Raw genomic sequence first — 12,009 nt, 5'->3', positions numbered from 1 at the left:
TCGCCCATGTTTCACGGGATCAGGAGCCAGCGGCCCTCCGAGCCCGGTGCCGCCGTCGCCTCCTGGTAGGCCTCGGCCGCCTTGCTGAGCGGACGGGTCGCGGCGATCCGGGTCGGTACGGTGCCGTCAGCGGCCAGCCGCAGCAGCTCGGCAAGAGTCGCCCCGTCGGCATGGCTCATCACGGTCGAGACCTCGATGCCGCGCTCCGGCTCCGGTGCCCGGCCGGGCTTGACGCTGATGTAGCGGCCGCCGTCGCGTACGCCTGACAGGGCGGGATCGTTGAGCGCCGCCAGGTCGAGGACGGCGTCGTGCGCGCGCGGCTCGATCTCGGTGACGGTCTGGTCGGCGCCGGTGGCGAGATGCTCGGTGCCGGGACGTACGAGAGCGTCGACCGTCCAGCCGTCCGCCTTCGCGAGCGCCAGCGCCCACAGGCCGACACCGCCGGCGGCTCCGGTGATGAGCAGGCTGCCGCGCTCGGGACCGAGGAGGTCGAGCGCCTGGCGGGCGGTGAGCGCGTTGAGCGGCGCCGCGGCGGCGGCCTCGAGCGACAGCCCGTCGGGGAGGGGCGCGGCGTCGGCGGCGGGAAGCACGACCTCGGTCGCGTGGGCGCGGGCGCCGGCGGCAGGGTTGCCGTGGAAGCCGGCGACCCGGTCACCGACCGTGAAGCCGGAGACCGCCTCGCCGATCTCGGTGACGACGCCGCTGAAGTCGAAGCCGAGACCGATCACGTCGGGAAGCCCGATGGGTGCATGGTCGGCGGCGACGAAGGCGTCGAAGAGGGTGAAGCCGGCGGCTGCCACCTCGACCCGGATCTCGTCGGAGCCGAGCGGCTGCGCCGGGAGCTCCTCGAGGTGCGGGGTCGGGTCGCCGGCGCGGGAGATGAGTGCGTACATGGTGTTGGTCCTTCGACGTGGTCGACTGGTTGCAAGCACTACTTTCGGTGCCCTACTCTCTGTTGGGAAGAAGGCACTTTGAAGTGGCGTACGCACCTGGAGGTCTGCCATGGGGACGACGACGGCCGAGCGGCCCAGCGGATTCGACGCGTTCACGGCGCTGTGTCCGAGCAGGCGGCTGCTGGACACGATCGGCGACAAGTGGGTGAGCCTGGCGATCGTGGCGCTCGGGGTGCGCGGGCCGCTGAGGTACTCGGAGCTGGCTTCGCAGATCGAGGGGGTCAGCCAGAAGATGCTGACCCAGTCGCTGCGGAAGATGGAGCGTGACGGCCTGTTGACGCGCACGGTGACGCCGTCGGTGCCGGTGCGGACGGACTACGCGCTGACCCCGCTCGGGCAGACGCTGCTGCCCGTCCTCGCCCACCTCAAGCAATGGGCCGAGGACCACATGGCCGAGGTGGACGAGGCCCGGGCGGCGTACGACCGCAAGCTCTGAGATTTTCTCGAGATCGGACGCAACGAACCCTGTGGTCCGCGCGTCTCAGGGGTAGGACGATGAGTCAACTGGCTGGGTTTATCTGGCTGGCATCTGCTACTCGAGGAGCAACGATGCGGCACCTACGGCTGATGGTGGTCGGCGTCTGGATCCTCGGCGTGCTCGCGGTGGGAGGTTGCGGGTCGACGAAGGACGGGGCGGTCGACGCGTCACCATCTGTCTCCGGGACCGCGGATTCGACCTCGGAGAGCAGTGCACCATCGTCCCCGACTCAGTCCTCACCGGCGGCCACGGGGGGTTCGCCGGTGAGGACTGAGTCTCAATCTTCTTCCTCCGGGTCCGCGGCGGCGGATCCGGCGACGCCGAAGTGCGCCAACGCCGACCTGAAGGCGGGCTACCGAGCCACCGAAGCCGGTGCGGGATCGCGGTTCGGCGAGATCACGTTGACCAACGTCTCCGGTCACGCATGCTCGCTGGGCGGCTTCGGCGGCCTCTCGTACGTCGGGAGAGGCGACGGCACCCAGATCGGGGCGCCGGCGAAGCGCGAGGGGTCGTGGCGCACGGTGATCTTGAAGCCGGGGCAGGTGGCGGTGAGTGTGGTCGCGGAGTCGACGGCCGAGAACTACCCGGCCTCGGACTGCAAGCCAGCCAAGGTGGACGGGTTCCGGGTCTACGTGCCGGACTCCTACGACTCCCAGTTCGTGCCGCACGAGACGACGGGCTGCCAGAACAAGCGGGTGCAGCTGCTCTCGCACCGTGCGTTCGGGTAGCGCGCCTCAGTCTCCGGTGGTGTCGATCGGCTCGAACCGGAGCGACGCCGGGAGGTCGAGACCGAGCCGAGCCGCGAGGTCGAGCGTCAGCGCGGTCGCCTGATCGGCGAGACGATCGACGAGGACCTGCTGCGGTTCGTCGTCGTGGTCCAGCCACCACTGGATCGCACCGTCGACGAGGCCGAGGATCGCGGCCACCGGTCCGGCGGGGACCTCGGCCTCGATCTGGGCCGCCCTGAGGTGGAGCTCGATCGTGTCGACGATGTCGGTCACGAACCGGGCCCGGCCGGTGGGGGAGCCGCCCTCGGCCGAACGCTGGTCGTGCGTGGCGATGAAGCGGTAGAGATGCGGGTGCTCGGCCGCCCAGCTGACGCTGGCGGCCAACGTCCCGTGCACGATCTCGGCGACGGAGCCGCCGTGGCGCAGCGGGTCCTGGACGGCTGCGGCGAGCTCGGCCGCTCCTTGCCGAGCAACCTCGACATCGAGCTGGGTCTTGTTCTTGAACAGGCGGTAGAGATTCGGGCGGGCGATCCCGGCGAGGTCAGCGATCCGGCCGAGGCCGACGTCGTGTCCGAAGACCTCGACAGCCTCGATGGCGGCACGCACGATATGTGATCGCCGGGCCGCGTCGTTCGGCACCCGCTTGGCTCGCGAAACCGCTGAATCGACTAGCCGCCCCACTTCCACGACGACCACCATAATGGGTCCCGCCGCGTGCTCAGTGCGCGGCGGCGCCTACGGCACTACGGTGCCGGGAGGGCCGGCCGTCGATCCGCAGGAGCTTCCAGATGAGCTTGGCCGGACCCTTCCGGATGCCGAGGTTGTCGGCGAGCATCCGTACGTCGGCGAACAGGTCACGCAGCAGCTTCTGCGACTCCTCCGAGTCCCACCAGATCTCCTTGGCGACGTCGTCGGGAATGCCCATGTCGTGGCGCGCCTGGCGGCTCGGCACCATGATGACGTCGCACAGGGTGCGCATGACGATCGGGAACGCCAGCGTCATGATCTGGCGCTTGATCGGGTTCATCTCCGGCCAGTGGTGCTCCAGCCACTGATGGGCGAAGCCGATGTGCCGGGCTTCCTCGGCGATGTGGATCTGCATGATCCGATCGATGAGCGGGTGACTGCCGCCCGCGCGCATGATGGCCTTCTGCAGGTGATCGATCGGCTCCTCGCCGCCGAGGATGCCGATGAAGAAGATCTCCGGGGAGATGCCGCCGAATGCGGTCACCACAGGCGCCAGGTGGGTGAACCACGCCGGTGCGCCGGCGACGTTCCCGATGCCCGCGGACTCGACGAAGCGGTTCACCGACTCCTGGAACATCTGCACGTGGTGGGTCTCCTCGGTCACCTCGTGCATGGCGTAGCGGAACTCCGGGTTGCCGTCCTTGGCCTTGATGAGGTGGTGCATCACCCCGGCGATGAGGACCTGCTCGAACTGTCGTCCCACCTTCGCGATCTGGGCGTAGCGGTAGGCCCCGATCTCGATCTGGCGCTCCTTGGACAGCGACTTGTACCAGGGATGAGCCCCGATCTCGTCGGCGTCGGTCAGGATGACGCGCTCGTCCGGCATCTCGAGCTGGAACTCCGGGTCGTCCCAGGGAATGTCCTTGAACGCCTGGAAGTGCTGGGTGACCGACGCCTCGGAGAGGGTCTTGAGGGTCTCGTAGTAACCCTGCGGCCCACCGTGCGTGGTGGCAGTCGTCGTCTGGACCTGGCTCATGAGACATGTTGTATCATCCCTGGCACTGTTGATACAAGGAGTATCAATCCAAGGAGGAGCTTGTGCTCGCGTACGAACGTTGCGGTGCGGGGGAGCCCGTCGTGCTCATTCACGGCATCGGCCATCGCCGCCAGGCGTGGTCACCTGTCGTCGACGCTCTGGCTGAGCGTTACGACGTGGTGCTGGTCGACCTTCCCGGCCACGGCGACTCGCCGACCGGGCTGCTCGACTCGATGTCCGCCAAGGAGGCTCTGGATGCCGAGTTCCGGGTGCTCTTCGATCACCTCGGGCTCGACTCGGCCCATCTCGTCGGCAACTCCCTCGGCGGCCTGGTGGCGCTGGAGCTCGCCGAGGCGGGGCTGGCGCGCAGCGTCACCGCGCTCTCACCGGCAGGTTTCTGGGCAGGCCGGCTGGATTTCGCGTACGTGCAGGCACTGTTCGGGTCGGTGATGGCGGTCGCGCGGGTGACCCAGCCGATCGCGCCGCGCATCCTGCGCTCGCCCGTCGGTAGGACGGCGATGCTGGCATGGCTGATGGCCCGACCGTGGCGTGTCGATCCGGATCAGGCCGCCGGCGACCTGCGGAACCTGGTCGCCACGCGGGCCACCTTGCGCGGACTCCTGGCCCAGGCGTACGCCTTCGAGCCGGACCTGATCCACGACGTCCCGGTCACGGTCGCGTGGGCGGGACGGGACGGGGTCCTGCTGCCCTACCAGGCACGCCGGGCGCGGACGGCTCTCCATGCGGCTCGGCACGTCCGGCTCCCGGGCTGTGGCCACGTACCGATGTCGGACGACCCGGCCCTGGTGGTCGACGCGATCGTCGGCACCGTCGAGGCCGCGACCGCGGCTGGCCGGAGGGCGGCATGAGCGCGACAGGCTCCACCCGTTCGGTCGACGTCCTGATCGTGGGTGCCGGCATCTCCGGTATCGGGATGGCCTGCCATCTGACCAGGGAGCTGCCCGACCTCAGTTACGCGCTGCTGGAGCAGCGTGAGGCGGTCGGTGGCACGTGGGACCTCTTCCGGTATCCGGGGATCAGGTCGGACTCGGACATGCTCACCTTCGGCTACGGGTTCCGTCCCTGGCACGGCACGAAGGTGCTCTCCGACGGCGCCGGCATCCGTGAGTACGTGGCCGAGACCGCGGAGGAGTACGCGGTGACCGACCACATCAGCTTCGGTCGCACCGTGCGGTCCGCCTCCTGGCCCTCCGAGCGCGAGGTCTGGACCGTGCGGGCCGTCGACGGCGACGGCGTGGAGGAGATCTGGGAGTGCCGGTTCCTGGTCGGCGCGACCGGCTACTACGACTACAGCGCTGGACACCGTCCCTCCTGGCCGGGCGAGGACGGCTTCCGAGGGACCTTCGTCCACCCGCAGGAGTGGCCCGAGGATCTCGACGTCACCGGGAAGCGGGTCGTGGTCATCGGCTCGGGCGCCACGGCGATCAGCCTGGTCCCGGAGCTGGCCAAGACCGCGGCGAGCGTCACCATGCTGCAGCGCACACCGACGTACATCGCGACCGTTCCGGCGATCGACCCCGTCGCCGCGCTGCTCGAGCTCGCACGCGTGCCGAAGGCGCTCAGCTATCCCGTCGGGCGGCTGCGCAACATCGGCCTCCAGCAGGCCGTCTACCGGCTCTGCCGGAAGGCGCCCCGCCTCTCCCGCCGCCTGCTGCTCGCGGGCGTACGTGCCCAGGTCGGGCCCGACATCGACCTCAAGCACTTCGACCCTCCCTACATGCCGTGGGACGAGCGACTCTGTGTCGTCCCGAACGGCGACCTGTTCCGGGTGCTGCGCTCGGGCGCCGCCGACATCGTCACCGACCACATCGCGACCTTCACCGAGAACGGGATCGAGCTGGAGTCGGGCGACGTGCTCGACGCCGACATCGTGGTCACCGCCACGGGCCTGAGGATCCAGGTGCTCGGCGGGATACGGATGGACGTGGACGGCGAGGTCGTCGACACCCGCGAGCGCATGCTCTACCAGGGGGTGCTCATCGACGGTGTGCCCAACGCCGCGATCATCCTCGGCTACACCAACGCGTCATGGACGTTGAAGGCCGACCTGGCCGCGACGTACGTCTGCCGGCTGCTGCGGCACATGGCCGACGAGGGCCATGCGGTGAGCCTGCCGAGCGCCGAGGAGGGCGTGCGCGGTGAGGTGTCGGTGATGGGTGCCTCGATGCGGAGCGGCTACATCCAGCGCGGCGACGCAGTGATGCCGCGGCAGGGGACACGCGATCCATGGATGATCCGCAACGACTACTTCCGCGACCGCCCGGTGCTGCGGCGGGGACCGGTAGCGACGAAGGAGCTGCAGCTGACGCGGCGTTCTGGCGACTGACCTGCCATTTCGACCCGGAAATGGCTTACCCTCCCAGGTATGTCAGCTGATCTGGACCGACACGTCCGCGGGATCGTCGACAGCGTCGCCTATCTGGTGCTGGCGACCTCGGATCCCGACGGGCGTCCGCGTACGTCGCCGGTCTACTTCTCCCACGACGGCTACCGGGACCTCTACTGGGTCTCGGCGCCCGACGCCCAGCACTCCCGCAACATCGTCCGCGACCCGCGCGTCGCCGGGGTCATCTTCGACTCCTCGGTGCCGCCCGGGTCGGGGGCGAGCGCTGCGTACGTGACCGGGATGGCCCGCCAGGTGCCCGACTTCGAGCTCGAGAAGCGCTGCGCGGTGGCGTTTCATCGGCTCGTCGGGACGGCCCGGGCGTTCAAGCCCGAGGAGCTGCGCGGGGAGGCGCCCCTGCGGCTCTACGTGATGGACGTGGAGCTCTGGGAGGCGCATCTTCCCGGTGTCGATCCGGACGACGAGGCGGCTCCGGAGACCCGGGTCGAGGCGGCTCCGGAGATCTGAGGCCGGTTTCAGGTCGAGGGGCGGAAGAGGAGGTGGATCTCCTCGCGCAGCTCGAGCCGCTCGATGCCGATGCCGTAGACCGGCTCCAGGATCTCGGGGCGGAGCACCTCGTCGACGGTGCCGCGCGCGGCGACCCTGCGCCGGTCGAGCAGCACCAGGTCGTCGCAGTAGCGGGCCGCCAGGTTGAGGTCGTGGAGCACGACGATCGCGGTCGTCCCGAGCTTCCGTACCAGGGAGAGGATCTCGTGCTGGTAGCGGATGTCGAGGTGGTTGGTCGGCTCGTCGAGGAGCAGGTGGGTCGCCTCCTGGGCCAGCGCCCGGGCGATGAGCACCCGCTGCCGCTCGCCCCCGGAGAGAGCGGCGAAGGAGCGCGGACCGAGGTGGGTGCCGCCGACGCGGTCGAGGCAGTCGGCGGCGACCTGCAGGTCGTGCTCACCGGCCCTGGCGAAGGCGGACAGGTGCGGCGTACGTCCCAGCAGCACCATCTCGCCGGCGGTGAGAGTCGTGTCCGTGCCGGACTCCTGGACGACGACGGCCAGGCGCCGGGCGACCTCCTTCGCGGGCAGTCCGGCGAGGTCGTCGCCGTCGATCTCGACGGTGCCGCTGCCGCGGAGGGCGCCGTAGAGCATCCGCAGCAGGGTGGTCTTTCCGCTCCCGTTCGGCCCGATCAGGCCCAGGACCCGGCCCTCGTGGGAGTCGACGTCGACGTCCTCGAGGATGGGCGTGGCGCCGTACGTCCAGGACAGCCCGGCGGCCTCGATCACCGGCCGAACCTGTCGATGATCCGCTCCAGGCCGTCGACCGAGAGGGCGGAGGGAGGCTCGGTGAAGTTGAACAGCTGCGCCATCACGTCGCCGTTCTCGACCGCGGTGAGGTCCTCGGCGCCGGCGAGCTGGGTGATCGACTCCTCGACCTTGGCCGGGTCGCCGGCGTTGTGGAGCAGGATGATCACGTCGGGGTCGCGCTCGAGAAGATCCTCGGTCGAGACCTCGAAGACCCTCTCGTCCACGTCCGCGAAGACGTCCTCGAACCCCGCCGCCTCCAGCTGCGGGTGGGCCATCGAGCGGTTGCCGTAGGCATAGGTCACGCCGCCGCCGACGGTGGGGTAGAGCACCGCCGCCGTACGCCCCTCGCCGACCTTCTCCGTCTCCAGCTCGGTGACGCGTTTGCGCAGGTCAGCGACAGCCTTGGCGGCTTCGTCGGTCTTGTCGAAAACTCTGCCGTAGGCCTCGAGCTGGCTGTAGACGTCGTCGAAGCCGGGGTCGTCGACGCCCTCGGGGCACATCGCCGGCTCCTCGAGGAGATCGATGTCGACGGCGTCGAGGGTGTCCCGGGAGAGGTTGTCGACCTCGCCGAGGACCAGGTCGGGCTCCTCGGCGATCACGACCTCCTTGGAGATCTGCAGGTGGCCGCTGGTGTCCATCTCGTCGGTGAGCAGCGGGATGTCGTCGAGCTCGGCCTGGGTCTCGGCGTCGTAGTAGTCGGCGGGGTACTCGCCGGCCCGGGCCACGACCTGGTCCATCACGCCGAGCGCGTGCAGGTAGGGCACCGCGGAGCTCTTCAGCATCACCACGCGCTCCGGGGGCGCGTCGAAGGTGACCTCGGCGCCGCAGTTCTCGATGGTGACCGGGAAGCCGTCCGTGGCGGCCTCGGTGCCGGAGGCATCGGCGCCGCACGCGGTGGTCGTGGCCAGCACGAGGGCGGCGGTGGCGATCGTGGGGCGAATCATGTCGGGCTCCTGGTGTCGGGTCGGGCGGGTGGTGGTGGTCAGACGTCGCGGGCGGAGAAGCGCCGGATCAGGACGATGAGGAACGGGGCGCCAAGGAGTGCGGTGACGATCCCGATCGGGATCTCCTGGGGCTGGAGGAGGACCCGGGCGAGCACATCGGCCCAGACCAGCAGGATCGCGCCCATGAGCGCGGCCGCGGGCACGGCCACCGCGTGGGCGGAGCCGACGGCGCGGCGGGCCAGGTGTGGCACGACCAGGCCGACGAAGCCGATGCTGCCGGCGGCCGAGACGACCACGCCGACGGTCAGCGCCACCACGACGAGCAGCAGGGTGCGGAAGCGGTCGGGGGAGATGCCGAGGGTGTGGGCGGTCTCGTCGCCGATGGCCAGGGCGTCGAGCCCGCGACCGGCGAGGGTCAGCAGGGTGATCGTGGCGGTCACTGCGACGGCCACGACGGCGAGCAGGCCGTCCCATTGCGCCAGCCCCAGCGACCCGAGCAGCCAGAACATCACCGATCGCGCGCCCTCGGCGGAGCCGGAGGCGAAGATCAGGAAGCTGGTCAGCCCGTAGAGCAGGTAGCCGACCGCGACCCCGGAGAGCAACAGCCGCAGCGAAGTCACCCGGCCACCGCTGCGCGCCAGCGCGAACACCAGGAACGACGCCGCCAGGGCGCCGAGGAAGGCGGACCCCGGCAAGGCGTATGCCCCCAGCCCGGTGCCCGCACCGAAGAGGATCGCCGCCGCGGCGCCGCTGGAGGCGCCCGAGTTGATCCCGAGCAGGTAGGGGTCGGCCAGCATGTTGCGGACCATCGCCTGTAGCGCCATGCCGGTGACGGCCAGGCCTGCGCCGACCAGGGCGCCGAGGAGGACGCGGGGGAGACGTACCTTCCACACGATCGCCTCCTCGGTGGCCTTCCAGCCGGCCTCGGGCAGGCCGAGGAGGTGGTGGCCGAGGATCTGGGCGACCGTCCCCGGTGTGACGTACGCAGCCCCCAGCCCGACCGCGACGACGACCGTTGCCACGGCGGCGGTGAGGAGGCCCAGAAGCCAGATGACGGCGCGCCGGCGGCGGCGACGTACGCCGAGAGGGTCGTGCACGTGGGGGCCCTTCCGAGACTGCGTCGAGGACTACTGCGAATAACTTGCAATAACCTAGCAGGGGCTTCCGCTGGCCGGAGGTGAGGGTTCTCTGACCGGGCGCGTGGCGGGTCTGGGAAGATATGCGCATGACCTCGTCCCTTCCGCAGTCAGCTGACGTGCTCGTCGTGGGGGCAGGGCCTGCGGGCTCGGCCGCGGCGGCCTGGCTGGCGCGCGCCGGGGTCGACGTCCTGCTGACCGACGCCGCCGTCTTCCCGCGTGACAAGACCTGCGGCGACGGGCTGACCCCGCGCGCCACCCACGAGCTGGTCCGGCTCGGGCTCGAGGACTGGCTGCGCGCCCACCCGGTCTCGAAGGGACTGCGCGCGCACGGGTTCGGGCAGACGCTGCACCTGCCGTGGCCCGGTGGCACGCTGCCGTCGTGGGGCTCGGCGGTGCCGCGCACCGAGCTCGACGACCACCTGCGCACCGTGGCGATCAAGTCCGGCGCGACCGCCGTCGACGGCGTGCGCGCGGTCGACGTGCGGTGGGACGGTGGCCGGATTGCTGCGGTGATCTTCGAGGGCGGTCACGAGGTGGCCTGCCGGTCGGTCGTCGTGGCCGACGGCGTGCGCTCGCCGCTGGGCAAGGTGCTGGGGCGCGAGTGGCACCGCGACACCGTCTACGGCGTCGCCGGGCGGGCTTACATCGCCTCCGACCAGGCCGACGACGAGTGGATCTCCTCGCACCTGGAGCTGCGCGACGAGTCCGGTGAGGCGCTGCCCGGATACGGCTGGATCTTCCCGCTCGGTTCGGGCGAGGTGAACATCGGCGCCGGTGCGCTGGCCACCTCGAAGCGGCCGGCGGCCAAAGGGATGAAGGGGAGTGCGATCAAGCCGCTGATGCGGCACTACACCGAGCAGTGCCGCGACGGCTTCGGGCTGAAGGGCGAGCTGCGGGCGGAGAAGTCGGCCCTCCTGCCGATGGGCGGCGCGGTCTCCGGCGTCGCCGGCGCCAACTGGGCACTGATCGGCGACGCGGCCGGCTGTGTGAACCCGCTCAACGGCGAGGGGATCGACTACGGCCTGGAGACCGGGCGGATGGTCGCCGACGCCATCGTCGCGGGCGAGGACCTGGCCACCGCTTGGCCGGCGACCCTGCGCGAGCACTACGGCGAGGCGTTCTCCATCGCCCGCCGCCTGGCCGGCATCGCGACCCGCCCGCGCCTGGTGTCGACGCTCGGACCTGCCGGAATGCGCTCCGACTGGCTGATGACGCTTGCCCTGCGATGGATGGGCAACCTGGTCACCGACGAGGACCGTGACCGTGCCGCGAAGGTGTGGCGTTGGGCAGGTCGCCGCTCGCTGGCTCTCGACTCTCGACCTCCGTTCAGCTGATGGCGACGCGGAATCGGGGCCGCGGTGGGCGGCGACGCAAGCTTCCGAAGGTGCAGCGGGTGGGGGCGTACGCCGTCATCATCCGGGCAGGCGCGGCGGCCGAGCCGGAGATCCTGCTCAGCCGGCTCTCGGAGAAGGTCACGCCGGAGGAGCGCTGGACGCTGCCCGGTGGCGGGATCGACCACGGCGAGGACCCGCGCGACGCGGTCGTGCGCGAGGTCTACGAGGAGGCCGGGGTGCCGGTCGAGGTCGGCGTCGAGGCGCGGGTCTACTCCGTCCACCAAGCCAAGGCCTGGCGGCTGGGCCGGCGGGTCAACTCCCACGCGATCCGGATCGTCTACGACGGCTGGGTGCCGCATGACGCCCCGGAGCCGCAGACGATGGAGGTCGACGGGTCCACTGCCGAGGCGGCCTGGCTCCCGCTGGCCGCGGTGGTGAGCGGCGAGATCCCGACGTCTCCGCTGGTCACCGATGCCCTCGAGGTGCACAAGCCGGCGCGGATGCAGCGGCTGGCGGCGTACGCGTTCGTCACCCGCCCCTCCGACGACGCGATCCTGCTCACCCGGATCTCGCCGCTCGGCTACCACTCCGGCTCGTGGACGCTGCCCGGTGGCGGGGTCGACTTCGGCGAGCAGCCGCGCGAGGCGCTGGTGCGCGAGGTGGCCGAGGAGTGTGGCCTCGCCTGCGAGGTCGGTGTCCTGCTCGACGTGCACGACGTGAACATCACCGGCACCGCCCCCAGCGGCCGTCACGAGGAGTTCCACGGCGTCCACCTCATCTTCGCTGCGACCGTCGCCGACGGTGCTGAGCCGCGGGTGGTCGAGGAGGGCGGCACCACCGACGACGTGCGTTGGGTGACCCGCGACGAGCTGGGGAGCCTGCCGCTCCTCGACGTGGTCACCGCGGCTCTCGAGGCCGAGAAGAAGGCAGCCTCCTAGTCGTTGCGGCCGCGGCGTACGGCGCCGGAAACGCATGCGGGTGAGCGGCGGTCACGTCGCAACTCGGCCCGGTTCGGCCGAGGTGTATCTCGGGCGGGTAGATCGGTCCCGGCGG

At 70.6% G+C, this 12,009-nt stretch carries 13 protein-coding genes; 7 read left to right on the top strand and 6 right to left on the bottom strand.

Annotated elements, in window-relative coordinates; all coding sequences use genetic code 11:
• Positions 1-11: 11 nt before the first annotated feature.
• Positions 12-893: an alcohol dehydrogenase catalytic domain-containing protein gene (locus ACFVJS_RS06370; protein ID WP_378878073.1), complete on the bottom strand. Its 882-nt coding sequence runs from the start codon at positions 891-893 to the stop codon at positions 12-14.
• 109 nt (positions 894-1,002) lie between these two features.
• On the opposite strand from ACFVJS_RS06370, the gene ACFVJS_RS06365 reads away from it, so the two are divergent.
• Both ACFVJS_RS06365 and ACFVJS_RS06360 read left to right on the top strand, forming a co-directional pair.
• On the top strand, positions 1,003-1,389 hold the full coding sequence (locus ACFVJS_RS06365) for a winged helix-turn-helix transcriptional regulator (RefSeq protein WP_378878072.1): 387 nt from the start codon (positions 1,003-1,005) through the stop codon (positions 1,387-1,389).
• A 305-nt stretch (positions 1,390-1,694) separates the two neighbouring features.
• The gene (locus ACFVJS_RS06360; protein ID WP_378878071.1) at positions 1,695-2,159 is read left to right on the top strand and encodes a DUF4232 domain-containing protein; all 465 of its coding nucleotides are present in this window, start codon (positions 1,695-1,697) and stop codon (positions 2,157-2,159) included.
• Between the two features lie 6 nt (positions 2,160-2,165).
• Here the strand turns inward: ACFVJS_RS06360 and ACFVJS_RS06355 are convergent, their stop codons facing one another.
• Together ACFVJS_RS06355 and ACFVJS_RS06350 are read right to left on the bottom strand one after the other, a co-directional pair.
• Positions 2,166-2,765: a TetR/AcrR family transcriptional regulator gene (locus ACFVJS_RS06355; RefSeq protein WP_378878069.1), complete on the bottom strand. Its 600-nt coding sequence runs from the start codon at positions 2,763-2,765 to the stop codon at positions 2,166-2,168.
• A 112-nt stretch (positions 2,766-2,877) separates the two neighbouring features.
• Entirely contained in the window at positions 2,878-3,882 is a 1,005-nt protein-coding gene (locus tag ACFVJS_RS06350) for a diiron oxygenase (RefSeq protein ID WP_378878068.1), read from the bottom strand.
• A gap of 62 nt (positions 3,883-3,944) precedes the next feature.
• Here ACFVJS_RS06350 and ACFVJS_RS06345 point away from each other — a divergent pair, with 62 nt between their 5' ends.
• Genes ACFVJS_RS06345 through ACFVJS_RS06335 form a run of 3 tightly spaced genes read left to right on the top strand, consistent with a single transcriptional unit; the run spans position 3,945 to position 6,754 of the window.
• Complete coding sequence (locus tag ACFVJS_RS06345; protein ID WP_378878067.1) at positions 3,945-4,751, top strand: alpha/beta fold hydrolase; 807 nt, start codon at positions 3,945-3,947, stop codon at positions 4,749-4,751.
• The gene (locus ACFVJS_RS06340) at positions 4,748-6,229 is read left to right on the top strand and encodes a flavin-containing monooxygenase (protein ID WP_378878066.1); all 1,482 of its coding nucleotides are present in this window, start codon (positions 4,748-4,750) and stop codon (positions 6,227-6,229) included. Before ACFVJS_RS06345 ends, ACFVJS_RS06340 begins: the two co-directional genes overlap by 4 nt.
• Positions 6,230-6,268: 39 nt before the next feature.
• Positions 6,269-6,754, top strand: coding sequence for a pyridoxamine 5'-phosphate oxidase family protein (locus ACFVJS_RS06335; RefSeq protein ID WP_378878065.1), 486 nt, complete (start codon positions 6,269-6,271; stop codon positions 6,752-6,754).
• 8 nt (positions 6,755-6,762) lie between these two features.
• Here ACFVJS_RS06335 and ACFVJS_RS06330 read toward each other — a convergent pair whose 3' ends face one another.
• Genes ACFVJS_RS06330 through ACFVJS_RS06320 form a run of 3 tightly spaced genes read right to left on the bottom strand, consistent with a single transcriptional unit; the run spans position 6,763 to position 9,580 of the window.
• Entirely contained in the window at positions 6,763-7,518 is a 756-nt protein-coding gene (locus ACFVJS_RS06330; protein ID WP_378878064.1) for an ABC transporter ATP-binding protein, read from the bottom strand.
• Entirely contained in the window at positions 7,515-8,483 is a 969-nt protein-coding gene (locus tag ACFVJS_RS06325; protein WP_378878063.1) for an ABC transporter substrate-binding protein, read from the bottom strand. The genes ACFVJS_RS06330 and ACFVJS_RS06325 overlap by 4 nt, the downstream gene beginning before the upstream one ends.
• 38 nt (positions 8,484-8,521) lie before the next feature.
• On the bottom strand, positions 8,522-9,580 hold the full coding sequence (locus ACFVJS_RS06320; protein ID WP_378878062.1) for a FecCD family ABC transporter permease: 1,059 nt from the start codon (positions 9,578-9,580) through the stop codon (positions 8,522-8,524).
• Positions 9,581-9,708: 128 nt separating this feature from the next.
• Between ACFVJS_RS06320 and ACFVJS_RS06315 the strand changes: the two genes are divergently transcribed.
• Together ACFVJS_RS06315 and ACFVJS_RS06310 are read left to right on the top strand one after the other, a co-directional pair.
• On the top strand, positions 9,709-10,956 hold the full coding sequence (locus tag ACFVJS_RS06315) for a geranylgeranyl reductase family protein (RefSeq protein WP_378878061.1): 1,248 nt from the start codon (positions 9,709-9,711) through the stop codon (positions 10,954-10,956).
• A complete protein-coding gene (locus ACFVJS_RS06310; RefSeq protein WP_378878060.1) occupies positions 10,956-11,894 on the top strand; it encodes an NUDIX domain-containing protein in 939 nt (312 codons plus the stop codon). The genes ACFVJS_RS06315 and ACFVJS_RS06310 overlap by 1 nt, the downstream gene beginning before the upstream one ends.
• The last annotated feature ends 115 nt before the right edge of the window (positions 11,895-12,009 follow it).

Origin of the sequence: Nocardioides sp. NPDC057772 (genome assembly GCF_042798075.1) — a bacterium.
GTDB lineage: Bacteria > Actinomycetota > Actinomycetes > Propionibacteriales > Nocardioidaceae > Nocardioides.
This window is presented reverse-complemented; position numbering and strand designations above follow the sequence as displayed.

Excerpts from the sequence above, each read along its gene's own strand:
- ACFVJS_RS06335 (WP_378878065.1), top strand. The coding sequence starts at position 6,269 with ATGTCAGCTGATCTGGACCGACACGTCCGCGGGATCGTCGACAGCGTC.
- ACFVJS_RS06350 (WP_378878068.1), bottom strand. The coding sequence starts at position 3,882 with ATGAGCCAGGTCCAGACGACGACTGCCACCACGCACGGTGGGCCGCAG.
- ACFVJS_RS06370 (WP_378878073.1), bottom strand. The coding sequence starts at position 893 with ATGTACGCACTCATCTCCCGCGCCGGCGACCCGACCCCGCACCTCGAG.
- ACFVJS_RS06310 (WP_378878060.1), top strand. The coding sequence starts at position 10,956 with ATGGCGACGCGGAATCGGGGCCGCGGTGGGCGGCGACGCAAGCTTCCG.
- ACFVJS_RS06325 (WP_378878063.1), bottom strand. The coding sequence starts at position 8,483 with ATGATTCGCCCCACGATCGCCACCGCCGCCCTCGTGCTGGCCACGACC.
- ACFVJS_RS06365 (WP_378878072.1), top strand. The coding sequence starts at position 1,003 with ATGGGGACGACGACGGCCGAGCGGCCCAGCGGATTCGACGCGTTCACG.
- ACFVJS_RS06340 (WP_378878066.1), top strand. The coding sequence starts at position 4,748 with ATGAGCGCGACAGGCTCCACCCGTTCGGTCGACGTCCTGATCGTGGGT.
- ACFVJS_RS06315 (WP_378878061.1), top strand. The coding sequence starts at position 9,709 with ATGACCTCGTCCCTTCCGCAGTCAGCTGACGTGCTCGTCGTGGGGGCA.